Origin of the sequence: Staphylococcus sp. LKG4-2, assembly GCF_050955665.1 — a bacterium.
In the GTDB taxonomy this organism is placed as follows: Bacteria; Bacillota; Bacilli; order Staphylococcales; family Staphylococcaceae; genus Staphylococcus; species Staphylococcus saprophyticus.
In genome coordinates, this window is record NZ_CP194532.1 from 1,187,701 (window position 1) to 1,209,933 (window position 22,233).

General features: G+C 37.5%; 14 protein-coding genes, 28 tRNA genes and 3 rRNA genes. 44 read left to right on the forward strand and 1 reads right to left on the reverse strand.

All coding sequences use genetic code 11. The features are described 5' to 3' along the window. The first annotated feature begins 271 nt into the window (after window positions 1-271). From ACM6UH_RS05800 to fumC, 41 genes are all read left to right on the forward strand, one after another. Window positions 272-1,824 (forward strand): 16S ribosomal RNA (locus ACM6UH_RS05800). A gap of 100 nt (window positions 1,825-1,924) precedes the next feature. Further along, window positions 1,925-2,001: transfer RNA gene (locus tag ACM6UH_RS05805), tRNA-Ile, on the forward strand. 21 nt (window positions 2,002-2,022) lie between these two features. Then, window positions 2,023-2,098 (forward strand) — tRNA-Ala (locus tag ACM6UH_RS05810). 193 nt (window positions 2,099-2,291) lie between these two features. Beyond that, a 23S ribosomal RNA gene (locus ACM6UH_RS05815) occupies window positions 2,292-5,214 on the forward strand. A gap of 78 nt (window positions 5,215-5,292) precedes the next feature. Further along, window positions 5,293-5,407: ribosomal RNA gene (gene rrf / locus ACM6UH_RS05820) — 5S ribosomal RNA — on the forward strand. Together the 16S, 23S and 5S rRNA genes with 27 tRNA genes alongside form the textbook arrangement of a ribosomal RNA operon. A gap of 9 nt (window positions 5,408-5,416) precedes the next feature. After that, a tRNA-Val gene (locus tag ACM6UH_RS05825) sits at window positions 5,417-5,492 on the forward strand. A gap of 13 nt (window positions 5,493-5,505) precedes the next feature. Further along, window positions 5,506-5,581, forward strand: a tRNA-Thr gene (locus ACM6UH_RS05830). Window positions 5,582-5,588: 7 nt separating this feature from the next. Continuing rightward, window positions 5,589-5,664 (forward strand) — tRNA-Lys (locus ACM6UH_RS05835). Between the two features lie 16 nt (window positions 5,665-5,680). Next, window positions 5,681-5,762 (forward strand) — tRNA-Leu (locus ACM6UH_RS05840). A gap of 3 nt (window positions 5,763-5,765) precedes the next feature. Then, window positions 5,766-5,840: transfer RNA gene (locus tag ACM6UH_RS05845), tRNA-Gly, on the forward strand. 7 nt (window positions 5,841-5,847) lie between these two features. Continuing rightward, window positions 5,848-5,933 (forward strand) — tRNA-Leu (locus tag ACM6UH_RS05850). An 18-nt stretch (window positions 5,934-5,951) separates the two neighbouring features. Beyond that, window positions 5,952-6,025 (forward strand) — tRNA-Arg (locus ACM6UH_RS05855). 8 nt (window positions 6,026-6,033) lie between these two features. Next, window positions 6,034-6,107: transfer RNA gene (locus tag ACM6UH_RS05860), tRNA-Pro, on the forward strand. 20 nt (window positions 6,108-6,127) lie between these two features. After that, window positions 6,128-6,203 (forward strand) — tRNA-Ala (locus tag ACM6UH_RS05865). A 25-nt stretch (window positions 6,204-6,228) separates the two neighbouring features. Beyond that, window positions 6,229-6,302 (forward strand) — tRNA-Met (locus ACM6UH_RS05870). 27 nt (window positions 6,303-6,329) lie between these two features. After that, a tRNA-Ile gene (locus ACM6UH_RS05875) sits at window positions 6,330-6,403 on the forward strand. Window positions 6,404-6,412: 9 nt separating this feature from the next. Then, window positions 6,413-6,505 (forward strand) — tRNA-Ser (locus ACM6UH_RS05880). A gap of 44 nt (window positions 6,506-6,549) precedes the next feature. Continuing rightward, window positions 6,550-6,642, forward strand: a tRNA-Ser gene (locus tag ACM6UH_RS05885). Between the two features lie 13 nt (window positions 6,643-6,655). Further along, window positions 6,656-6,729 (forward strand) — tRNA-Met (locus tag ACM6UH_RS05890). A gap of 9 nt (window positions 6,730-6,738) precedes the next feature. Further along, a tRNA-Asp gene (locus tag ACM6UH_RS05895) sits at window positions 6,739-6,814 on the forward strand. A gap of 8 nt (window positions 6,815-6,822) precedes the next feature. Continuing rightward, a tRNA-Phe gene (locus tag ACM6UH_RS05900) sits at window positions 6,823-6,895 on the forward strand. 12 nt (window positions 6,896-6,907) lie between these two features. Beyond that, window positions 6,908-6,983, forward strand: a tRNA-Thr gene (locus ACM6UH_RS05905). A 6-nt stretch (window positions 6,984-6,989) separates the two neighbouring features. After that, window positions 6,990-7,073: transfer RNA gene (locus tag ACM6UH_RS05910), tRNA-Tyr, on the forward strand. A gap of 15 nt (window positions 7,074-7,088) precedes the next feature. After that, window positions 7,089-7,162 (forward strand) — tRNA-Trp (locus ACM6UH_RS05915). Between the two features lie 2 nt (window positions 7,163-7,164). Beyond that, window positions 7,165-7,237, forward strand: a tRNA-His gene (locus tag ACM6UH_RS05920). 11 nt (window positions 7,238-7,248) lie between these two features. Beyond that, window positions 7,249-7,320 (forward strand) — tRNA-Gln (locus ACM6UH_RS05925). 9 nt (window positions 7,321-7,329) lie between these two features. Further along, a tRNA-Cys gene (locus tag ACM6UH_RS05930) sits at window positions 7,330-7,400 on the forward strand. Between the two features lie 10 nt (window positions 7,401-7,410). Continuing rightward, window positions 7,411-7,485, forward strand: a tRNA-Gly gene (locus tag ACM6UH_RS05935). A 21-nt stretch (window positions 7,486-7,506) separates the two neighbouring features. Next, window positions 7,507-7,581 (forward strand) — tRNA-Gly (locus ACM6UH_RS05940). Window positions 7,582-7,590: 9 nt separating this feature from the next. After that, a tRNA-Gly gene (locus tag ACM6UH_RS05945) sits at window positions 7,591-7,665 on the forward strand. Window positions 7,666-7,876: 211 nt separating this feature from the next. After that, a complete protein-coding gene (panD, locus tag ACM6UH_RS05950) occupies window positions 7,877-8,263 on the forward strand; it encodes an aspartate 1-decarboxylase (RefSeq protein ID WP_047502305.1) in 387 nt (128 codons plus the stop codon). 299 nt (window positions 8,264-8,562) lie between these two features. Continuing rightward, a tRNA-Leu gene (locus ACM6UH_RS05955) sits at window positions 8,563-8,645 on the forward strand. A gap of 201 nt (window positions 8,646-8,846) precedes the next feature. Further along, on the forward strand, window positions 8,847-9,914 hold the full coding sequence (locus tag ACM6UH_RS05960) for a PTS transporter subunit IIC (RefSeq protein ID WP_011302800.1): 1,068 nt from the start codon (window positions 8,847-8,849) through the stop codon (window positions 9,912-9,914). A 637-nt stretch (window positions 9,915-10,551) separates the two neighbouring features. Further along, complete coding sequence (locus tag ACM6UH_RS05965) at window positions 10,552-12,015, forward strand: ABC transporter substrate-binding protein/permease (protein ID WP_433912012.1); 1,464 nt, start codon at window positions 10,552-10,554, stop codon at window positions 12,013-12,015. Further along, window positions 12,011-12,730, forward strand: a complete 720-nt coding sequence (locus ACM6UH_RS05970) for an amino acid ABC transporter ATP-binding protein (protein WP_433912015.1) — start codon at window positions 12,011-12,013, stop codon at window positions 12,728-12,730. Before ACM6UH_RS05965 ends, ACM6UH_RS05970 begins: the two co-directional genes overlap by 5 nt. 160 nt (window positions 12,731-12,890) lie before the next feature. Further along, window positions 12,891-14,018 (forward strand): tRNA epoxyqueuosine(34) reductase QueG, encoded by a 1,128-nt coding sequence (gene queG, locus ACM6UH_RS05975; RefSeq protein ID WP_433912013.1) that lies wholly within the window; start codon window positions 12,891-12,893, stop codon window positions 14,016-14,018. Window positions 14,019-14,022: 4 nt separating this feature from the next. Next, entirely contained in the window at window positions 14,023-14,493 is a 471-nt protein-coding gene (trmL, locus tag ACM6UH_RS05980; RefSeq protein WP_002482875.1) for a tRNA (uridine(34)/cytosine(34)/5-carboxymethylaminomethyluridine(34)-2'-O)-methyltransferase TrmL, read from the forward strand. A 180-nt stretch (window positions 14,494-14,673) separates the two neighbouring features. Continuing rightward, on the forward strand, window positions 14,674-15,273 hold the full coding sequence (locus ACM6UH_RS05985; protein WP_011302804.1) for a 6-phosphogluconolactonase: 600 nt from the start codon (window positions 14,674-14,676) through the stop codon (window positions 15,271-15,273). Between the two features lie 21 nt (window positions 15,274-15,294). Further along, window positions 15,295-15,480 (forward strand): SAS053 family DNA gyrase inhibitor, encoded by a 186-nt coding sequence (locus ACM6UH_RS05990; protein WP_011302805.1) that lies wholly within the window; start codon window positions 15,295-15,297, stop codon window positions 15,478-15,480. Window positions 15,481-15,636: 156 nt separating this feature from the next. Then, window positions 15,637-16,053, forward strand: a complete 417-nt coding sequence (locus ACM6UH_RS05995) for a hypothetical protein (RefSeq protein ID WP_011302806.1) — start codon at window positions 15,637-15,639, stop codon at window positions 16,051-16,053. 377 nt (window positions 16,054-16,430) lie between these two features. Next, window positions 16,431-17,816, forward strand: coding sequence for a class II fumarate hydratase (gene fumC, locus ACM6UH_RS06000; RefSeq protein ID WP_011302807.1), 1,386 nt, complete (start codon window positions 16,431-16,433; stop codon window positions 17,814-17,816). A gap of 202 nt (window positions 17,817-18,018) precedes the next feature. Here the strand turns inward: fumC and ACM6UH_RS06005 are convergent, their stop codons facing one another. Beyond that, window positions 18,019-18,846 (reverse strand): RluA family pseudouridine synthase, encoded by an 828-nt coding sequence (locus tag ACM6UH_RS06005; RefSeq protein WP_011302808.1) that lies wholly within the window; start codon window positions 18,844-18,846, stop codon window positions 18,019-18,021. A gap of 184 nt (window positions 18,847-19,030) precedes the next feature. Between ACM6UH_RS06005 and ACM6UH_RS06010 the strand changes: the two genes are divergently transcribed. From ACM6UH_RS06010 to ACM6UH_RS06020, 3 genes are all read left to right on the forward strand, one after another. Continuing rightward, entirely contained in the window at window positions 19,031-20,146 is a 1,116-nt protein-coding gene (locus tag ACM6UH_RS06010) for a GAF domain-containing sensor histidine kinase (RefSeq protein ID WP_433912014.1), read from the forward strand. A gap of 14 nt (window positions 20,147-20,160) precedes the next feature. After that, window positions 20,161-20,784, forward strand: a complete 624-nt coding sequence (locus ACM6UH_RS06015; protein WP_011302810.1) for a response regulator — start codon at window positions 20,161-20,163, stop codon at window positions 20,782-20,784. Window positions 20,785-20,909: 125 nt separating this feature from the next. After that, on the forward strand, window positions 20,910-22,199 hold the full coding sequence (locus ACM6UH_RS06020; protein WP_047502289.1) for a dicarboxylate/amino acid:cation symporter: 1,290 nt from the start codon (window positions 20,910-20,912) through the stop codon (window positions 22,197-22,199). Window positions 22,200-22,233: the final 34 nt, after the last annotated feature.

Below are 22,233 nucleotides of genomic sequence, written 5' to 3' on the forward strand. Positions count from 1 at the left end.
TGACACTTGTTAATATAGTTGAAAGATAATACAATATTAAATGTTGAGTTAAAAAACGCAACAAACTTAATAAAAAATAACAAAAATTTATTGTTGACTTAACAAAAACTTAATGTTATAATAAATTCTTGTAACGCATTATTGAACATTGAAAACTGAATTGCAATATGTCAACGTTAATTCCGAACACAACATTAAATTGTTGGTTCAAAACAAGTGTTAGAAATAACACAAATTAGTATTTTATGAGCTAATCAAACATCATAATTCATTTATGGAGAGTTTGATCCTGGCTCAGGATGAACGCTGGCGGCGTGCCTAATACATGCAAGTCGAGCGAACAGATAAGGAGCTTGCTCCTTTGACGTTAGCGGCGGACGGGTGAGTAACACGTGGGTAACCTACCTATAAGACTGGGATAACTTCGGGAAACCGGAGCTAATACCGGATAACATTTGGAACCGCATGGTTCTAAAGTGAAAGATGGTTTTGCTATCACTTATAGATGGACCCGCGCCGTATTAGCTAGTTGGTAAGGTAACGGCTTACCAAGGCGACGATACGTAGCCGACCTGAGAGGGTGATCGGCCACACTGGAACTGAGACACGGTCCAGACTCCTACGGGAGGCAGCAGTAGGGAATCTTCCGCAATGGGCGAAAGCCTGACGGAGCAACGCCGCGTGAGTGATGAAGGGTTTCGGCTCGTAAAACTCTGTTATTAGGGAAGAACAAATGTGTAAGTAACTGTGCACGTCTTGACGGTACCTAATCAGAAAGCCACGGCTAACTACGTGCCAGCAGCCGCGGTAATACGTAGGTGGCAAGCGTTATCCGGAATTATTGGGCGTAAAGCGCGCGTAGGCGGTTTCTTAAGTCTGATGTGAAAGCCCACGGCTCAACCGTGGAGGGTCATTGGAAACTGGGAAACTTGAGTGCAGAAGAGGAAAGTGGAATTCCATGTGTAGCGGTGAAATGCGCAGAGATATGGAGGAACACCAGTGGCGAAGGCGACTTTCTGGTCTGTAACTGACGCTGATGTGCGAAAGCGTGGGGATCAAACAGGATTAGATACCCTGGTAGTCCACGCCGTAAACGATGAGTGCTAAGTGTTAGGGGGTTTCCGCCCCTTAGTGCTGCAGCTAACGCATTAAGCACTCCGCCTGGGGAGTACGACCGCAAGGTTGAAACTCAAAGGAATTGACGGGGACCCGCACAAGCGGTGGAGCATGTGGTTTAATTCGAAGCAACGCGAAGAACCTTACCAAATCTTGACATCCTTTGAAAACTCTAGAGATAGAGCCTTCCCCTTCGGGGGACAAAGTGACAGGTGGTGCATGGTTGTCGTCAGCTCGTGTCGTGAGATGTTGGGTTAAGTCCCGCAACGAGCGCAACCCTTAAGCTTAGTTGCCATCATTAAGTTGGGCACTCTAGGTTGACTGCCGGTGACAAACCGGAGGAAGGTGGGGATGACGTCAAATCATCATGCCCCTTATGATTTGGGCTACACACGTGCTACAATGGACAATACAAAGGGCAGCTAAACCGCGAGGTCATGCAAATCCCATAAAGTTGTTCTCAGTTCGGATTGTAGTCTGCAACTCGACTACATGAAGCTGGAATCGCTAGTAATCGTAGATCAGCATGCTACGGTGAATACGTTCCCGGGTCTTGTACACACCGCCCGTCACACCACGAGAGTTTGTAACACCCGAAGCCGGTGGAGTAACCATTTATGGAGCTAGCCGTCGAAGGTGGGACAAATGATTGGGGTGAAGTCGTAACAAGGTAGCCGTATCGGAAGGTGCGGCTGGATCACCTCCTTTCTAAGGATATATTCGGAACATCTTCTTACGAAGATGCAGGAATAACATTGACATATTGTATTCAGTTTTGAATGCTCATTGGAGTATTCACATCGTGAATGGGCCTATAGCTCAGCTGGTTAGAGCGCACGCCTGATAAGCGTGAGGTCGGTGGTTCGAGTCCACTTAGGCCCACCATTGATTTTAATAAGTTTTTATGGGGGCTTAGCTCAGATGGGAGAGCGCCTGCTTTGCACGCAGGAGGTCAGCGGTTCGATCCCGCTAGTCTCCACCATGAAAAATTTTGTACATTGAAAACTAGATAAGTAAGTAAAATTTATGATTTTACCACGCAAAACCGAGTGAATTAGAGTTTTTTAACAAGCTTTGAATTCAAAAAGAAATAATCGCTAGTGTTCGAAAGAACACTCACAGATTAATAACATTTTGGGTTTTCAACCGACTTGTTCGTGTTGAAAGTCAAAAAAGATTAAGTTATTAAGGGCGCACGGTGGATGCCTTGGCACTAGAAGCCGACGAAGGACGTTACTAACGACGATATGCTTTGGGGAGCTGTAAGTAAGCTTTGATCCAGAGATTTCCGAATGGGGAAACCCAGCACGAGTTATGTCGTGTTATCGATATGTGAATACATAGCATATCTGAAGGCAGACGCGGAGAACTGAAACATCTTAGTACCCGCAGGAAGAGAAAGAAAAATCGATTCCCTGAGTAGCGGCGAGCGAAACGGGAAGAGCCCAAACCAACGAGCTTGCTTGTTGGGGTTGTAGGACACTCTATACGGAGTTACAAAAGAACAGACTAGACGAATCATCTGGAAAGATGAATCAAAGAAGGTAATAATCCTGTAGTCGAAAGTTTGTTCACTCTTGAGTGGATCCTGAGTACGACGGAACACGAGAAATTCCGTCGGAATCTGGGAGGACCATCTCCCAAGGCTAAATACTTTCTAGTGACCGATAGTGAACCAGTACCGTGAGGGAAAGGTGAAAAGTACCCCGGAAGGGGAGTGAAATAGAACTTGAAACCGTGTGCTTACAAGTAGTCAGAGCCCGTTAATGGGTGATGGCGTGCCTTTTGTAGAATGAACCGGCGAGTTACGATTTGATGCAAGGTTAAGCAGTGAATGTGGAGCCGTAGCGAAAGCGAGTCTGAATAGGGCGTTGAGTATTTGGTCGTAGACCCGAAACCAGGTGATCTACCCATGACCAGGTTGAAGTTCAGGTAACACTGAATGGAGGACCGAACCGACTTACGTTGAAAAGTGAGCGGATGAGTTGTGGGTAGCGGAGAAATTCCAATCGAACCTGGAGATAGCTGGTTCTCTCCGAAATAGCTTTAGGGCTAGCCTCAAGTGATGATTATTGGAGGTAGAGCACTGTTTGGACGAGGGGCCCTTATCGGGTTACCGAATTCAGACAAACTCCGAATGCCAATCAATTTAACTTGGGAGTCAGAACGCGGGTGATAAGGTCCGTGTTCGAAAGGGAAACAGCCCAGACCACCAGCTAAGGTCCCAAAATATATGTTAAGTGGAAAAGGATGTGGCGTTGCCCAGACAACTAGGATGTTGGCTTAGAAGCAGCCATCATTTAAAGAGTGCGTAATAGCTCACTAGTCGAGTGACACTGCGCCGAAAATGTACCGGGGCTAAACATATTACCGAAGCTGTGGATTGTCCGTAAGGACAATGGTAGGAGAGCGTTCTAAGGGCGTTGAAGCATGATCGCAAGGACATGTGGAGCGCTTAGAAGTGAGAATGCCGGTGTGAGTAGCGAAAGACGGGTGAGAATCCCGTCCACCGATTGACTAAGGTTTCCAGAGGAAGGCTCGTCCGCTCTGGGTTAGTCGGGTCCTAAGCTGAGGCCGATAGGCGTAGGCGATGGATAACAGGTTGATATTCCTGTACCACCATTATTCGTTTTAAGCGATGGGGGGACGCAGTAGGATAGGCGAAGCGTACGATTGGATTGTACGTCCAAGCAGTGAGATTGAGTGTTAGGCAAATCCGGCACTCTTAAGATTGAGCTGTGATGGGGAGAGGAAATTGTTTCCTCGAGTCGTTGATTTCACACTGCCAAGAAAAGCCTCTAGCTAGAATTGTGGTGCCCGTACCGCAAACCGACACAGGTAGTCAAGATGAGAATTCTAAGGTGAGCGAGCGAACTCTCGTTAAGGAACTCGGCAAAATGACCCCGTAACTTCGGGAGAAGGGGTGCTCTTTAGGGTTAACGCCCAGGAGAGCCGCAGTGAATAGGCCCAAGCGACTGTTTATCAAAAACACAGGTCTCTGCTAAACCGTAAGGTGATGTATAGGGGCTGACGCCTGCCCGGTGCTGGAAGGTTAAGAGGAGTGGTTAGCTTCTGCGAAGCTACGAATCGAAGCCCCAGTAAACGGCGGCCGTAACTATAACGGTCCTAAGGTAGCGAAATTCCTTGTCGGGTAAGTTCCGACCCGCACGAAAGGCGTAACGATTTGGGCACTGTCTCAACGAGAGACTCGGTGAAATCATAGTACCTGTGAAGATGCAGGTTACCCGCGACAGGACGGAAAGACCCCGTGGAGCTTTACTGTAGTCTGATATTGAAATTCGGCACAGCTTGTACAGGATAGGTAGGAGCCTGAGATACGTGAGCGCTAGCTTACGTGGAGGCGTTGGTGGGATACTACCCTCGCTGTGTTGGATTTCTAACCCGCACCATTTATCATGGTGGGAGACAGTGTCAGATGGGCAGTTTGACTGGGGCGGTCGCCTCCTAAAGAGTAACGGAGGCGCTCAAAGGTTTCCTCAGAATGGTTGGAAATCATTCATAGAGTGTAAAGGCATAAGGAAGCTTGACTGCGAGACTTACAAGTCGAGCAGGGTCGAAAGACGGACTTAGTGATCCGGTGGTTCCGCATGGAAGGGCCATCGCTCAACGGATAAAAGCTACCCCGGGGATAACAGGCTTATCTCCCCCAAGAGTTCACATCGACGGGGAGGTTTGGCACCTCGATGTCGGCTCATCGCATCCTGGGGCTGTAGTCGGTCCCAAGGGTTGGGCTGTTCGCCCATTAAAGCGGTACGCGAGCTGGGTTCAGAACGTCGTGAGACAGTTCGGTCCCTATCCGTCGTGGGCGTAGGAAATTTGAGAGGAGCTGTCCTTAGTACGAGAGGACCGGGATGGACATACCTCTGGTGTACCAGTTGTCGTGCCAACGGCATCGCTGGGTAGCTATGTATGGACGGGATAAGTGCTGAAAGCATCTAAGCATGAAGCCCCCCTCAAGATGAGATTTCCCAACTTCGGTTATAAGATCCCTCAAAGATGATGAGGTTAATAGGTTCGAGGTGGAAGCATAGCGATATGTGCAGCTGACGAATACTAATCGATCGAAGACTTAATCAAATTTTAAATGTTTTGTTTGGTTGAATCATATTTTACTTACTATCTAGTTTTGAATGTATAATTTCATACATTTCATTGTCTGGTGACAATGGCAAGGAGGTCACACCTGTTCCCATGCCGAACACAGAAGTTAAGCTCCTTAGCGCCGATGGTAGTCGGACTTACGTTCCGCAAGAGTAGGACGTTGCCAGGCAATTTATATGGAGGATTAGCTCAGCTGGGAGAGCATCTGCCTTACAAGCAGAGGGTCGGCGGTTCGAACCCGTCATCCTCCACCATTTATTTAATTTAGCCGGCCTAGCTCAACTGGTAGAGCAACTGACTTGTAATCAGTAGGTTGGGGGTTCAAGTCCTCTGGCCGGCACCATTTTGATGAGCCATTAGCTCAGTTGGTAGAGCATCTGACTTTTAATCAGAGGGTCAGTGGTTCGAGCCCACTATGGCTCACCATTATCATTTTAATATCGCGGGTGTGGCGGAATTGGCAGACGCACTAGACTTAGGATCTAGCGCCTTACGGCGTGGGGGTTCGACTCCCTTCACCCGCATATGCAGAAGTAGTTCAGCGGTAGAATACGACCTTGCCAAGGTCGGGGTCGCGGGTTCGAATCCCGTCTTCTGCTCCATTATTTTGCCGGGGTGGCGGAACTGGCAGACGCACAGGACTTAAAATCCTGCGATAAGTGATTATCGTACCGGTTCGATTCCGGTCCTCGGCATCATCCTATAAAAATTATGCGCCCATAGCTCAACTGGATAGAGTACTTGACTACGAATCAAGAGGTTATAGGTTCGACCCCTATTGGGCGCACTAATTTACGGGAAGTAGCTCAGCTTGGTAGAGCACTTGGTTTGGGACCAAGGGGTCGCAGGTTCGAATCCTGTCTTCCCGATTCCCTGAAAATTTATATATGGGGGCTTAGCTCAGATGGGAGAGCGCCTGCTTTGCACGCAGGAGGTCAGCGGTTCGATCCCGCTAGTCTCCACCATATTTAATACAAACTAAAATACAACGGCGGTGTAGCTCAGCTGGCTAGAGCGTACGGTTCATACCCGTGAGGTCGGGGGTTCGATCCCCTCCACCGCCACTAATTATTAGTTGTAAATTATATTTAGGACCTTTAGCTCAGTTGGTTAGAGCTAACGGCTCATAACCGTTCGGTCGCAGGTTCGAGTCCTGCAAGGTCCATATAATTTTGGAGGAATACCCAAGTCCGGCTGAAGGGATCGGTCTTGAAAACCGACAGGGGCTTAACGGCCCGCGGGGGTTCGAATCCCTCTTCCTCCGCCATCTTTGTAATAATTGAATATAATTTATTTTTAGCTAATATTTGTGGAGGAATACCCAAGTCCGGCTGAAGGGATCGGTCTTGAAAACCGACAGGAGCTTAACGGCTCGCGGGGGTTCGAATCCCTCTTCCTCCGCCATTTATATTATTAACGCGGGATGGAGCAGTTCGGTAGCTCGTCGGGCTCATAACCCGAAGGTCGGTGGTTCAAATCCGCCTCCCGCAATTTTTAAAAGGTCCCGTAGTGTAGCGGTTAACACGCCTGCCTGTCACGCAGGAGATCGTGGGTTCGAATCCCATCGGGACCGCCATTTATTATGGTTCAGTAGCTCAGTTGGTAGAGCAATGGATTGAAGCTCCATGTGTCGGCAGTTCGATTCTGTCCTGAACCATTTTTAATGCAAGCCGGCCTAGCTCAACTGGTAGAGCAACTGACTTGTAATCAGTAGGTTGGGGGTTCAAGTCCTCTGGCCGGCACCATCTTTTGGAGGGGTAGCGAAGTGGCTAAACGCGGCGGACTGTAAATCCGCTCCTTCGGGTTCGGCAGTTCGAATCTGCCCCCCTCCACCATTTATTTAATTTAATAGGGGCATATTTCAACGGTAGAATAGAGGTCTCCAAAACCTTTGATGTGGGTTCGATTCCTACTGCCCCTGCCATGGCGGTTGTGGCGAAGTGGTTAACGCATCGGATTGTGGTTCCGACACTCGTGGGTTCGATTCCCATCATCCGCCCTTAGTATTATTGGGCTATAGCCAAGCGGTAAGGCAATGGACTTTGACTCCATCACGCGCTGGTTCGAATCCAGCTAGCCCAGTTTTTTATTGGCGGCATAGCCAAGTGGTAAGGCAGAGGTCTGCAAAACCTTTATCACCGGTTCAAATCCGGTTGCCGCCTTCAACAATATGCGGGAGTAGTTCAACTTTTAGAACACGTTCCTTCCCGGAATGAGGTATAGGTGTAAGTCCTATCTTCCGCTCCATATTAAATTATTATATCCCATGCGGGGGTAGTTCAACTCTTAGAACACGTTCCTTCCCGGAACGAGGTGTAGGTGTAAGTCCTATCCTCCGCTCCATATTATTTTGCGGGAGTAGTTCAACTTTTAGAACACATTCCTTCCCGGAATGAGGTATAGGTGTAAGTCCTATCTTCCGCTCCATTTATTCTTCCATTGAGGAAGTTTTTTTTTACACTTTTTAAGTATATAAATTTAATAATCACTTTGGATTGTTGTTTATTTATATTGAGGTAAATATTATTTTAACGTCTTAATCAATGTGGTATTATTAAATGGTTATGTTATATGAAGTAATAATTAATACTTGATTTATGTATAATTAAAAATTTGAACTATAGGAGCTATAATTTCTATGATACGTACAATGATGAATGGAAAAATTCACAGAGCAAGAGTAACAGAATCTAATTTAAACTATGTAGGTAGTATTACGATTGATAAAGATATATTGGAAGCAGTAGATATATTACCCAATGAGAAAGTGGCAATTGTAAATAATAATAATGGTACACGTTTTGAAACCTATGTTATTGAAGGAGAACGTGGAAGTGGTAAGATATGCTTAAATGGAGCTGCTTCTAGGTTAGTAGAAGTAGACGATGTTGTGATTATTATGACATATGTTCAATTAAATGAAACTGAGCTTATAAATCACGTACCTAAAGTAGCTGTAATGAATGAATTTAACCAAATAACACAAATGATTGGTGAAAAGGAAAATGAAATAATTTTAGATTGATTTTTAAGTAAATAGTTAATTTGATCTGTACTTAATAATTTGCTTCTAATTAAAAATGATGAATTTATTTAAATTAAGACGTGGTAATTAGTTTAATTTATTTATAAGGCAAAGATATTATGAATAGTGACAATTTATACTTTTTTAGTAAGGTGTTTTTCTTTCAAAAGCTAGTGATTACGCTCTTTATTAAGAAATCTATTGACGACAAAAGTTCTAAGTTATATAATGTATTTATGCTGTTTCGAACATAAACGGTTACTTTTTGTAAAATAAGTGATCGCTCAATTTTTTATTGAGCCGGTGTGGCGGAATTGGCAGACGCGCGGGACTCAAAATCCCGTTCCTTCTTGGAGTGTCGGTTCGATCCCGACCACCGGTATAACTATAGTAATAAACAGACTCTGTTTGTTTTTGAACCTCGTATCTACGAGGTTCTTTTTTTATGTCAAATATACGTTTTGTTTTAAATTTAAAAAAAGAATATAAATCATTGATATTATATTTACCATTATAACTTTATATTGTGGTTTTTAAGAAAGTATAATATTATGAGTCTAATGCTTTATTTGGAGGAAAATGAATGTCTAAGAGTAAAACTAAAAATAATAGTAGTAAACAATTTTTTAGCAACATACTTCAAGCTGTGGGTGCTGGTGTTGTAATTGCATTAATACCGAATGCAATGTTAGGAGAGTTATTAAAATTCTTCAAAGAAGATAATCAATTATTAGAATCAGTGTATCAATTGGTTGTATTAATTCAATCATTTATGGCTTTTATTATTGGAGTATTAGCAGCGCATCAATTTAAATTTAGTGGTGCTGGTGCAACGATGGTTGGCGTTTCTGCAATGCTTGGTAGTGGGGCAGTAAAAATAACATCAAACGGTTTTATGTTAAATGGTATTGGAGATATTATAAATACGATATTAGTAGTCATGGTAGCCTGTTTTTTATATTTAATACTTCAAAACAAATTAGGATCGCTTGAAATGATTATTTTACCGGTAGTGATTCCGGTTGTAAGTGGCATTATAGGTATTTATACACTAGGGTATGTATCGAATGTGACGAAAGGAATTGGACATTTAGTGAGTTCTTTTACAGAACTGAATCCTATGTTGATGTCTATCCTTATCTGTGTTACATATTCTTTATTAATGGTTACACCCATATCTGTGGTAGCAATTGCCACTGCAATTGGTTTGTCTGGTTTAGGAAGTGGTGCAGCTAATATGGGTATTGTAGCAGCTTGTGTAACATTTTTATTCGGTTCAATACGAGTGAATGGTGCAGGTGTCAATCTTGTATTAATTATTGGTGCAGCTAAAATGATGATTCCAGTATACTTTAAACATTTAATCATCGCGGTGCCTTTAGTTATTAATGGTATCATAGGAGGGTTAATTGCTTATTTCATAGGAATTCAAGGGACACCAATGTCTGCTGGTTTTGGTTATACAGGTTTAGTAGGGCCAATAAACGCATTTAATCGGATGGATGGTGATCCAGTAATAAATATTATCCTTTTAATTTTTGGTTATCTTATTATTCCATTTGTAGCAGCATTTTTTGTACATGAATTATGTAAAAAATTCATAGGCAATTATTCAGATGACATATATAGATTTGAAATACCAAAACAATAAAGTGTTTTGAATTTGTGTATGGCAGTTGGTTATCTAAGAAAATGAATATCTATACATTTTCAAGGTATTGTATAGGTGTAGTTAAGTCTAAAAATCTAAAACTTTAAGTTTATTATAGTGTCAATATTATTTTCATTATTTTCTATGTCTATATATTTTACTTTAAGGTATGGAGTATAAATTAATGTATATTAACAAGCATGACAGCAACCTGTAATTGATTATGAAGCATAGGGCAGAAATTAAATTTTCTAGTGGGTCTTTTGTAGTTCCACCTATGTAATCAAGGCAGAGATAACTATGATAAAGGTCTGCCTGAGCTAACGTGCATGTATAAGTTTCACTATAATTATATATAAGATTTAGCCTATGCATAAGAACTACTCGTTTCCATAAGAATAGGAAAAATAGTTTCTTTAAAATAAGTAGGCTATACATTTTCAATTTAGTCATTTAGTGCCTAATTGAACAAGAGTCTGAGACATCTAGTTTTGTCCCAGGCTCTCTTTTTTATACTCAAGGGACAGAATTTGAGGTAATTAGCTGTTTATATAAGTTTAAATAGATTCCTAAAATTATATTGAATATTATTTCGTAATTATGTATAATAATGAATTATATAGAAAGGGGTTAGAAAATGAAACACATGATTAAATTGATTATGACTGTTATTTTAATTAGTAGCGGTATATTAACTTACATTAGCCCTGTTGCACATGGAGCGGAACAGGATCAATGGGATAAAATAAAAGCGCGTGGTGAATTACGCGTAGGTTTATCTGCAGATTATGCACCATATGAATTTGAGCATAATGTAAATGGTAAATCGGAATATGCAGGTATCGATATTGACTTAGCTAAAAAAATAGCTAAAGATAATCATCTGAAATTAAAAATTGTAAATATGCAATTTGACAGTTTATTGGGAGCAATTAAGACTGGGAAAGTCGATTTAATTATTTCTGGTATGACACCAACACCAGAGCGTGAAAAAGAAGTAGATTTTTCTAACCCATATATGACAGTCCAACAAAAAATGATAATAAAAAAATCAGATGCAGATAATTTAAAAGATATTGATGATTTTGCAAATAAAAAAATAGGTGTTCAAAAACAAACACAACAAGAAAAAATTGCTCAGAGTGAAATTGATAATGCACAGGTACAATCTTTGACTAGAGTTCCAGAAGTAATCATGTCATTAAAGAGTGGTAAGGTAAAAGGAATGGTCATCGAAGGACCAGTAGCTGAAGCTTATTTGAAACAAAATAAAGATTTAACATTTGCTGAAAATGTTAAATTTAATGAAGGTACAAAAAGTACAGCAATAGCTGCTCCGAAACATTCTCCAAAATTAATGGAAAAATTGAATGCATCTATCAAAGATGTTAAAGATAATAATTTAATTAAGGATTATAAAGCTTCTGCGGCAGAAGCAATGAAAAAAGATGACGGTAATTTTTTCACTAAGTATGGTAATTTCTTCTTAAAAGGTATTCAGAACACGATATTAATTTCCATTGTTGGTGTTCTATTAGGGACAGTGTTTGGTGCTGGTATTGCTTTACTTAAGTTAAGCAAAATTAAATTATTAAGTTGGCTTGCTTCAGCTTATATTGAATTCCTAAGAGGGACACCGCTTTTAGTTCAAGTATTCCTTGTTTACTTTGGAACAACAGCAGTTCTTGGATTAAATATATCAGCGCTTATATGCGGTATGATTGCTTTAGTAATTAATTGTTCAGCATATATTGCCGAAATAATAAGAGCAGGTATTAACGCTGTTGATAGTGGACAAACTGAAGCAGCACGTAGTTTAGGTTTAACTTATGGTCAGACAATGAAGTCAGTTATTTTACCGCAAGCTATTAAAAATATTTTACCGGCTTTAGGTAATGAATTTGTAACGGTAATTAAAGAATCGTCAATTGTTTCAGTCATTGGTGTTAGTGAAATAATGTTCAATGCACAAGTTGTACAAGGTGCGTCATTTGATCCATTTACACCATTAATCGTTGCTGCAATACTATACTTTATTCTTACATTCACATTATCTAGAGTGATGTATTACTTTGAAGGGAGAATGAAAGTTAGTTATTAATATTAAAAATTTATATAAATCTTTTGGTAAAAATGAAGTGCTCAAAGGAATTGATTTAACGGTTAATCAAGGTGAAGTCGTCGCAATCATTGGTCCTTCTGGTAGTGGGAAAAGTACATTACTTCGTTGCATGAATTTGTTAGAAACACCGACTAGTGGGGAAGTTATTTTTAAAGAACAACATTTAACTCATAACAGCACTGAGTTAGAAACCTTACGTCAACAAATGGGGATGGTATTTCAAAATTTTAATTTGTTTCCTCATAAAAAGGTCATAGATAATGTTATATTAGCGCCAAGTTTATTGAAAAAAGATAATATCGCTAATTTAAAACAACAGGCGAAATCATTACTTGAAAAGGTTGGATTAGCAGATAAAGCAGACGCTTATCCCTCTCAATTATCTGGTGGACAAAAGCAGAGGGTTGCAATTGCTAGAGCATTGGCAATGAATCCTGAAGTGTTATTATTTGATGAACCAACGTCAGCACTTGATCCTGAAGTTGTTGGTGATGTGCTTAAGGTAATGAAAGATCTAGCAAAAGAAGGTATGACAATGGTCGTTGTCACACATGAAATGAACTTTGCAAGGGATGTAAGTGATAAAGTGGTCTTTATGGCAGATGGCGTGATTGTTGAATCTGGATCGCCAACAGATATTTTTGATCATCAACAACATGAAAGAACTAAAAACTTCTTGAGTAGAGTACTATAAGCTGTTGAAACCAAGCATTTAAAGTTAGATTAATTAATAATCGTAACTTTAGATACTTGGTTTTTAATTTTGTCATGAAAAACTAAAATACGTCATACGCTAAACACTTCGGAATGTGTTAAACTATGGAATGTATGTTTTTAATGTGGGGTGTAATTAAATGGATTTAAACCAATTGAAACAAGATGTCATAGATTATGCTCATACAATTGGTATCGATAGTATTGGTTTTACTACAGCTGATCCTTTTGATGAGTTGAAACAAAAGTTAGCTGACTATCATGCGAAAGGCTATGCATCTGGTTTCGAAGAATCGGATATCGAATTGAGAACTGAACCGAAGTTATCGCTGCCGACAGCTAGATCAATCATTGCAATTGCAGTGGGTTATCCTAATAAATTGAAAGGCGCTCCTAAAAGTGTTCGTGGTGATCGCCGTGGTATGTTTGCACGAGCATCGTGGGGACAAGACTATCATTCGATTATGAGGAAACGCCTAGATAAATTAGGTGCGTATTTAGAAGAAAAAGTACCTGGTGTAGAAATACAATCAATGGTAGATACTGGTGTACTTTCAGATCGCGCAGTTGCTGAACGCGCGGGCTTAGGTTACGTAGGTAGAAACGGTTTTGTTATTAATCCAGAATTAGGTACATGGACATATCTAGGTGAAATGCTTGTAAGTATACCTTTTCCACCAGATGATCCGTTAATCGATAGTTGTGGTGATTGTACCATTTGTGTTGATCGTTGCCCAACTGGAGCACTTGTTGGTGATGGACAATTAAATAGTCAAAAATGTATCAGCTTTTTAACGCAAACTAAAGGGTATTTAGCTGATGAATATCGTTATAAAATTGGTAATCGTTTATATGGTTGTGATATATGTCAGCAAGTTTGTCCAAGAAATAAAGGAATCAATACTCAACATGATGATATCGTATTAGAACCAGAAATTTTGAAACCTAGATTGGCGCCTTTGTTGCAAATGAGTAATAAGGAATTTAAAAACACTTATGGTCATTTAGCAGGTGCATGGAGAGGGAAGAAACCGATACAGCGGAATGCTATCGTCGCATTAGCGCATTTTAAAGATGAAACTGCAATATCAGAATTACAAGAAGTAGCTTTGAATGATCCTAGACCCATGATTCGTGGTACTGCATATTGGGCAATAGGTCAAATTCAAGGTGAAGCGGCAAGGCCTTTTATAGAACAACATTATAATGATGAAATAGAAGAAGTCCAAGTAGAAATGATAAAAGGACTTGAAATGAGGAGCGAATAAAAGCATGACAAACCATATAGTATTATTTCAGCCACAAATACCTGGTAATACAGGCAGTATTGCTAGAACATGCGCTGGTACATATACACATTTACATTTAATTAAGCCATTAGGTTTTAGTACAGATGATAAAATGTTAAAACGTGCAGGCTTAGATTATTGGGAATCTGTGAACATTACCTATTATGAAAACATTGAATCATTTTTTGAAAACACAGATGGTACATACTATTTGTTGACTAAATTTGGTAAAAAGACGTATTCAGATTTTGATTTCACAGATACAGAACATGACCACTTTTTCATATTTGGACGAGAAACAACTGGATTACCTGATTGGGTAAAAGATGCTTATGCTGAAACTGCCTTAAGAATACCAATGAATGATAATATTAGATCATTAAATCTATCTAATACAGCTTCATTACTTATATACGAAGCTTTAAGACAACAAAGTTTCCCTGGGTTACATTAATTGTTTAAAATGAATGAAATTATAGTTAAAGCTTTGTATAATGAAGTTAAGCCTAAATATAATTTAAATCAGAAGAATCATAAGTTAAATTAAGTAAATAGTTTATGGTTACTGTAACAAGGGTAATAATAAAAATAATGCTAGAACGCGTCTTAATAGACAAAGAGGAGTGTAATTACTATGGCAATGAACTTTAAAGTTTTAGAAAATGAACAAGTTGTAGCGGAATATGCTGCAGATATCTTAAGAAAACAATTTAACAACAATCCAACAACAATTGCTGGCGTACACCTTTCAAGTGACAATGCACCAGTATTGGATGAATTAAAGAAAAATGTTGATAAACATGCAGTAGATTTTAGTCAAATTAATATTCTGGATTATGATAACAATAAATCATACTTTGAAGCACTTGGTGTTCCAGAAGGCCAAATCTTCAATGTTTCATTTGGTGAAGATACGGAATCATTTATTAAAGATAAAATCAAAACTAAAGAAAATAAAGGGAAATTGATTACACAAGTACTTTCTATTGATACAAATGGTAAATTAGATGTAAGTGTGAATCAAGGTTTATTCTCGGCACGTGAAGTTATTTTAATTATTACAGGTAGCGATAAAAAAGAAGTCGTTCATAAACTTTATGAAGAAAATGGTAAAACAAGTTTTGAACCTTCAGATTTAAAAGCGCACCGTATGGTTAATGTTATTTTAGATGAAGCGGCTGCTGAAGGTTTACCAGAAGATGTTAGACATTATTTCACTGCACGTTTTGCATAATTTATATGTGAGGTGATTGCAATGAGTTTAGATAAAAATCAAAATAATCTACATCGTGATGAATTAGAGTCAGAAAACGCGATGGTTGATGATTTAGAGGATGTCGTAGAATTAGGAAAAGAAATGGAACAAATCTCTGAAGAAAATGATGAAGATAAATTAGATAAATCACATGACCCAGCAGTACGTTCCGATTTAAATGAATAGTTTAAGCCACCTTTGTGAATTATTATGGTTCACAAAGGTTTTTTGTGTAATTGTGATGACGATTATTTTCGAAGTCATGTGGTAAAAAAAGAAATGCCATGTTAAATGTGAATGTGTTATTATTAAAGCATTATTGATTTAAGGAGAATTATATAAATGTTAAGCAAATATTGGAAATATATCATGATAAGTGCTGTTATTGTAAATTTAATTTCTATAAAAGGTTTTCCAATGGCAATTGGAGCGCTTTATTTACCAGTATTATTCAAAATTATTAAATTACAAATTAATTTATCACAAGGTTTAGTAGATCAAGTGAATGCATCAACTTTTGTAAAAAGTAATCAAACAGGCGTCATTATTAGTGTGTTATGTTGTATTGTTATAACTGTATTATTATTTAAGCCTTTAGGTAGCTTTTATGATAATTTAGATGGTTTCCTAGGATTATTAATAACAATTAGTCCAGTTACATTAGTGATAGGTGCGATCTTATTAATTTTAACTGCAGTTGGCGTGATTCAAGCGGCAAAAAATCAATTTAAAAGTGTTAATATCACTAAAGAGCGTTAAGACAATTTTTAATAATAGAGCTTTTAAGATTAATAAAATGTACGTCACTATGTTCATTCATCTAATATAAAAATTTTAATTGTATTTCCAATTATCGCGTCTGAGACAAAGTAGATGTCTCAGACGCTTTTTTTCATTTAGGCAGTAGATGACTGAATTGAAAAGGTAAAATCTCACTTATTTAAACAAACGATTAAAAAATTTGATTACTCTCCTGCTACCTTTTCATATAAAAGAAAAAATATCAATGTGTTGTTGTTTATGTATTTTAAAATTATCAATTGAATTATGAAAACGCTATATAATACGATTGCTCCTATAAAATGTTTAATGCTATACTAATAGCGAACAATGAATAATGAAGGGGAGAATTATAAATGTCAGTAAGAATAGAACATGATACATTCGGTGAAATTGAAGTACCTGCAGATAAATACTGGGGTGCACAAACAGAAAGAAGTAAACGTAATTTTCCAGTGGGTAAAGAACGTATGCCAATTGAAGTTGTATACGGATTTGCGCAATTAAAAAGAGGGGCAGCATTAGCTAATCATGCATTAGGTAAATTATCAGATGCCAAAAAAGATGCGATTGTCTATGCATGTGACCGCGTATTAAATAAAGAATTAGATGAACATTTCCCACTTGTTGTTTGGCAAACAGGGAGTGGTACACAAAGTAATATGAATGTAAACGAAGTTGTAAGTTATGTTGCCAATACTTACTTAAAAGAGCAAGGTATCGATGAGTCTATTCATCCTAATGATGATGTAAATAAATCTCAAAGTTCTAATGATACATTCCCAACAGCAATGCATGTTGCATTATACAATGAAGTTGAAACAAAATTAGAACCTGCATTAAAAACACTGAGAGATACGTTTAAACAAAAAGAAGAACAATATCACGATATTATTAAAATTGGGCGTACGCATCTACAAGATGCTACACCGATTCGACTAGGTCAAGAAATTAGTGGTTGGCGTTATATGTTAGATAAATGTGAAACGTTGTTAAGTGAATCAAAAGCGCATATTTTAAACTTAGCTATTGGTGGTACTGCAGTAGGTACAGGAATTAATGCACATCCAGAGTTTGGTGACAAAGTAGCTAAATTTATAGCTGAAAATACAGGCTATCCTTTTGTATCATCTGAAAATAAATTCCATGCATTAACAGCACATGACGAAGTTGTACAATTGCATGGTACACTTAAAGCACTTGCAACAGATCTAATGAAAATTGCCAATGATGTAAGATGGTTAGCTTCAGGACCTCGTGCGGGTCTTGCTGAGATTTCCATACCAGAGAATGAACCTGGTTCATCTATCATGCCTGGTAAGGTTAATCCAACGCAATGTGAAATGTTAACTATGGTTGCAGTTCAAGTAATGGGTAATGATACAGCAGTTGGTATTGCAAGTTCACAAGGTAACTTTGAACTCAATGTATACAAACCAGTTATTTTATTAAATACCTTGCAGTCAATTTATTTATTAGCAGATGGTATGGACACATTTAATAATAACTGTGCAGTTGGTATTGAGCCAATTCCAGAGAATATTGATAATTATTTAAACCAATCATTAATGCTCGTAACTGCTTTGAATCCACACATTGGATATGAAAAAGCAGCTAGTATCGCTAAAAAAGCTCACCGTGAAGGGCTTACTTTAAAAGAATCAGCAATTGATTCAGGGTATGTTACAGAAGAACAATTCGAACAATGGATTAAACCAGAAGATATGGTTGAACCTAAATAAAACTCCATAGAGCACTGAAAATACAAATATTTAAATTAAGAGAGCTAATCCTATCATATGGATTAGCTCTTTTTGTTTTATACTTTAATGCGTTGAACGTTAGCAATTGACTACAGAATAATCAAATGCAACAGTTTTTTTACACTTAATAGTATGCTAGCTTATTTTAATAGAGATAAGGTATTGCAATTATTTTATATGATTAAACTTCATCGTCTAAACTTACAGTTATACTTTCTTGTGTGAGTGGATGAATAAATTCTATTTTGTGACTATTTAATTCTAATTTTCTTAACGTAGAGTTACCATATAATGGATCACCAATAACTGGGTGACCAATTTCTGCTAAGTGTACACGAATTTGATGCGTTCTACCGGTATCTAATTTTATTTCTAATTCACAGACGTCTTCTTTAATCATTTTTGAATTTAAAATATGTGTGATTGCAGATTGACCTGTAGAAGAGACACGACGTTTATTAGAATGAAATTTATCTTTACCAATAGGCATATCGATAGTCTGAGGTTTGATAGGTAATAAACTATGTACATTTGCTTTATATATACGGTCTATTTTATTTTCCTCTAGCATACGGTCTAAGATTTTTTTCATTAGTGGGTTTTTTGCGACGATTAATAAACCAACTGTTTCTTGGTCTAATCGGTGAATAGGTTCTACATAATCACTTTTTATTGTATAAATGACATGGTTCATTAATGTATTACTTTCTTTTAAATCATTTGGATGTGTTTTCACACCTTTTGGTTTCATGACAATTGCTATGTCATCATCTTCATAATAAATTTGAGCGAAGCGGTAACTAGGTAAGTAATTACTCACTTCATCTGGTGTTGGAATATAAACATTATCGCCAGTATTTACTTTAGTCGTGAGCGTTCCAGGCGATTCGTTAATGGTAATTGCTTTCGACATATTTAAAGTGTGTAAATCTTTTTTTGGTAAGTGCAATTGTTGAAAAATTTCTCTTAATGTTAATTGATTATATTTATTAGGGATTTCAAATTTCATAGTATCCTCCTTGATTATCAACTATTATCATACCATAAAGAAAGTATTAAAAATATTAGTCAAATGAATTCTATATTTAAAATTTAAATGAATGCATTTATTAATGTTGTAGAAGCAACATTTTAAAATTTAACATGAAGAAGGTATAATATATATTAAAGTAGTAACGGAATGGAATGGTTAAATGGAAAAACCGACAAGACTTGCATTACTTAAAGAAATAGCTGAATTTTTAAATGAAGAAACAGAAACATACAGCATGATGGATGGCGCGTTGAGATATCTTATAGAAGGAACGGATTTTACTACTGGATGGATTTTCTTTATAGATGATGTAGGGCAACATGAATTAGTCTCGCATTTTGAGCTTCCAGGAGCGTTAGCCAAAGACAATTGTAAATACATATGTGAAGGCACGTGTTGGTGTGTTCAAGCATATCAAAATAAAAAGTTAACTAAGGCATCAAATATTATAAATTGCTCTCGCATTAATTTAGCTAATCGTGCACATCATGCTGAAACAAATGGTATTACACATCATGCAACGGTGCCATTACGTTCAGGAGAAGAACAGTTTGGATTATTAAATGTGGCGACACCTTATAAAACAAGCTACAGTGAAGAGGACTTAGAATTACTAGAGTCAGTTGCTTTTCAAATAGGTTCTGCTATCAAACGAATTATTCTCACAAATAAAGAAAAAGAAGCTGCTCGTATCAGTGAAAGAAATCGATTAGCTCGAGATTTACATGATTCAGTGAATCAATTATTATTTTCTGTGAAACTGACTGCACATGCTGCCCAGGGTATTACGAAAGAGGAAGTATCACGGAATGCTTTTAATGTAATAGAAGATACAAGTCAACAAGCCGTGAATGAGATGCGGTCATTGATCTGGCAACTTAAACCTGTTGGATTAGAACAAGGATTAGTAAATGCATTAAATAACTATAGTGATATTTTACAAATTGAGTTAAGTGTAAAAGTTGAAGGTTTGATTAATTTACCAAGCTTAATAGAAGAAAATGTCTACCGTATTATCCAAGAAGCTATGAATAATACTAAGAAACATGCGAATACAAATGAGATTAATGTGAAATTGACGCAAAATCATCAATCTTTAATCGTGGAAATTAAAGATTTTGGTAAAGGTTTTAATATGAATCAATCAAATTTTAATTATTCACATGGAATCAATAATATGAGACAACGTGCGAAAGCGATAAATGGTAATTTAGATATTGAATCAATTGAAAACAAGGGTACTAAAATATATATAAGCGTGCCGTTGTCGTTATAGGAAGGAAGAAAGTTATGAGTCGAATTATACTTGTAGATGATCATCATATTGTTAGGCAAGGATTAGAATTTTTATTATCAACGGTAGAAGATTTAGAGGTTATAGGTGGATTTTCAGATGGTCAAACCTTTTTAGATTATCTAGAAAACAACACGTTACCCGATATTGTATTATTAGATTTAGTAATGCCAGAAATGAATGGTATTGAAATTACAGAATGGATGAAGAAAAAATATCCAAATGTAAAAATATTAGTGTTAACAAGTTATATTGATGATGAACATGTTATTTCTGCAATTGATAAAGGTGCAGATGGTTATGAGATGAAAGATGTAGAGCCTGAGCAATTAATAAAAACAATAAAACATGTTCTTGCAGGAGAAAAAATTATTCATCCTCAAGCACAACATGTCATTGAAACAGTAAGTAAAAAGCCACATTATGCAAACAAGCTTTCAAAAAGGGAATCAGAAGTACTTACGGAAATGGCAAAAGGTAAAACAAATAAAGAAATTGCAGAAACACTTTTTGTATCAGAGAAAACAATTAAAACGCATGTTAGCCATATATTTAGTAAACTTCAAGTAACGGATCGTACACAGGCGGCAATTTATGCTATGCAAAACAATTTAATATAGTGTGTAATAAAACGATCATAAATAATGTCATGGCATGGTAATATATCTATTTTGGTGAATTCTTACTTTAATTTATATAAAAATACTATATAATAAATAGTAATAACTAAAAGGGGGATATTGCTATGAAAACGAAGCATCTTTCATTAAAGATCGTCATAGCGTTAGTATTAGGTATTGCAATTGGTTCTATCTTTAATGTATTTTCGAATACAGCTTTTGTAGAAAACGTAGATAAATACCTATTTAATGTTATCGGACAAATCTTTCTGAATTTAATCTTTATGTTAGTAGTGCCAGTTGTTTTTGTTTCCATCGTCTTAGGGGTAGTCGGTGTAGGTGATCCAAAATTATTAGGGGGCATAGGTATAAAAACGATTACCTTCTTTTTAACAACGACAGCGATTGCAATTATCATTGGTATTACATTGGCTTTAGTATTACAACCCGGTGCTGGAAAATCAGAACTATTAAATAGTGATGATGTATCCAGTTATCAACAAACATTAGAGAAAGAAGACAGTTCACAAGATTCAGCCGCCAAACAAACATTTGATCAAACTTTAATTAATCTATTTCCTAAAAATCCATTGCAAGCCATGACGGATGAAAATATGTTGCAAATTATTTCATTTGCTATTTTCATTGGTGTAGGTATTATCATGGTGGGTTCAAAGGCACAAATGGTTCATAAATTTTTAGAACAAACCAATGATGTACTCATGTATATTGTAACAATGATTATGAGTGTCTTTGCACCAATTGGTACATTTGGTCTTGTAGCACATGCCTTTACTGGTGCTGGATTTGGGGCAATCCAGCAATTAGGTATGTATTTCTTTATTGTCTTACTGGGGTTAGGGATTCATTTCTTTGTGGTATATGGTGCTGCCGTTAAATTTATGGCAAAATCAAGTCCATTAAAGTTTTTCAAAGACTTTATTCCAGCTATCACATTAGGTTTTAGTGCTTCAAGTTCTACGGCTACTTTACCTGTATCATTAGAATGCACGAAAAAAATGGGGGTTAGACGGGAAATTGCTTCATTTGTTCAACCCTTAGGCGCAACGATTAACATGGATGGTACTGCCATAATGCAAGGTGTTGCAACGATATTTATCGCTCAAATTTCTGGCGTGACTTTATCTGTTTCGCAAATTATAACAGTTGTCGTTATAGCAGTTGTGGCATCTATTGGTACAGCTGGGGTTCCTGGCGTAGGATTGATTATGCTCGCAATGGTATTAAATGCAGTAGGACTAGATCCAGCAGCCATCGGTATTATTTTAGGGATTGATAGATTACTTGATATGACAAGAACATCAGTCAATATAACAGGCGACGCAGCATGTGCTTTAGTTATTTCAAATGCTGAAGAAAGAAAGTTAGCAAAAGAACGTACACTTAATGAATAAATATAGATTAATAAAGGGTAGGGCATAGAAATCA

Excerpts from the sequence above, each read along its gene's own strand:
- ACM6UH_RS05995 (WP_011302806.1), top strand. The coding sequence starts at position 15,637 with ATGTTAAGCAAATATTGGAAATATATCATGATAAGTGCTGTTATTGTA.
- ACM6UH_RS06020 (WP_047502289.1), top strand. The coding sequence starts at position 20,910 with ATGAAAACGAAGCATCTTTCATTAAAGATCGTCATAGCGTTAGTATTA.
- fumC (WP_011302807.1), top strand. The coding sequence starts at position 16,431 with ATGTCAGTAAGAATAGAACATGATACATTCGGTGAAATTGAAGTACCT.
- panD (WP_047502305.1), top strand. The coding sequence starts at position 7,877 with ATGATACGTACAATGATGAATGGAAAAATTCACAGAGCAAGAGTAACA.
- trmL (WP_002482875.1), top strand. The coding sequence starts at position 14,023 with ATGACAAACCATATAGTATTATTTCAGCCACAAATACCTGGTAATACA.
- ACM6UH_RS05960 (WP_011302800.1), top strand. The coding sequence starts at position 8,847 with ATGTCTAAGAGTAAAACTAAAAATAATAGTAGTAAACAATTTTTTAGC.
- queG (WP_433912013.1), top strand. The coding sequence starts at position 12,891 with ATGGATTTAAACCAATTGAAACAAGATGTCATAGATTATGCTCATACA.
- ACM6UH_RS05965 (WP_433912012.1), top strand. The coding sequence starts at position 10,552 with ATGAAACACATGATTAAATTGATTATGACTGTTATTTTAATTAGTAGC.
- ACM6UH_RS05985 (WP_011302804.1), top strand. The coding sequence starts at position 14,674 with ATGGCAATGAACTTTAAAGTTTTAGAAAATGAACAAGTTGTAGCGGAA.
- ACM6UH_RS06005 (WP_011302808.1), bottom strand. The coding sequence starts at position 18,846 with ATGAAATTTGAAATCCCTAATAAATATAATCAATTAACATTAAGAGAA.
- ACM6UH_RS06010 (WP_433912014.1), top strand. The coding sequence starts at position 19,031 with ATGGAAAAACCGACAAGACTTGCATTACTTAAAGAAATAGCTGAATTT.
- ACM6UH_RS05990 (WP_011302805.1), top strand. The coding sequence starts at position 15,295 with ATGAGTTTAGATAAAAATCAAAATAATCTACATCGTGATGAATTAGAG.
- ACM6UH_RS06015 (WP_011302810.1), top strand. The coding sequence starts at position 20,161 with ATGAGTCGAATTATACTTGTAGATGATCATCATATTGTTAGGCAAGGA.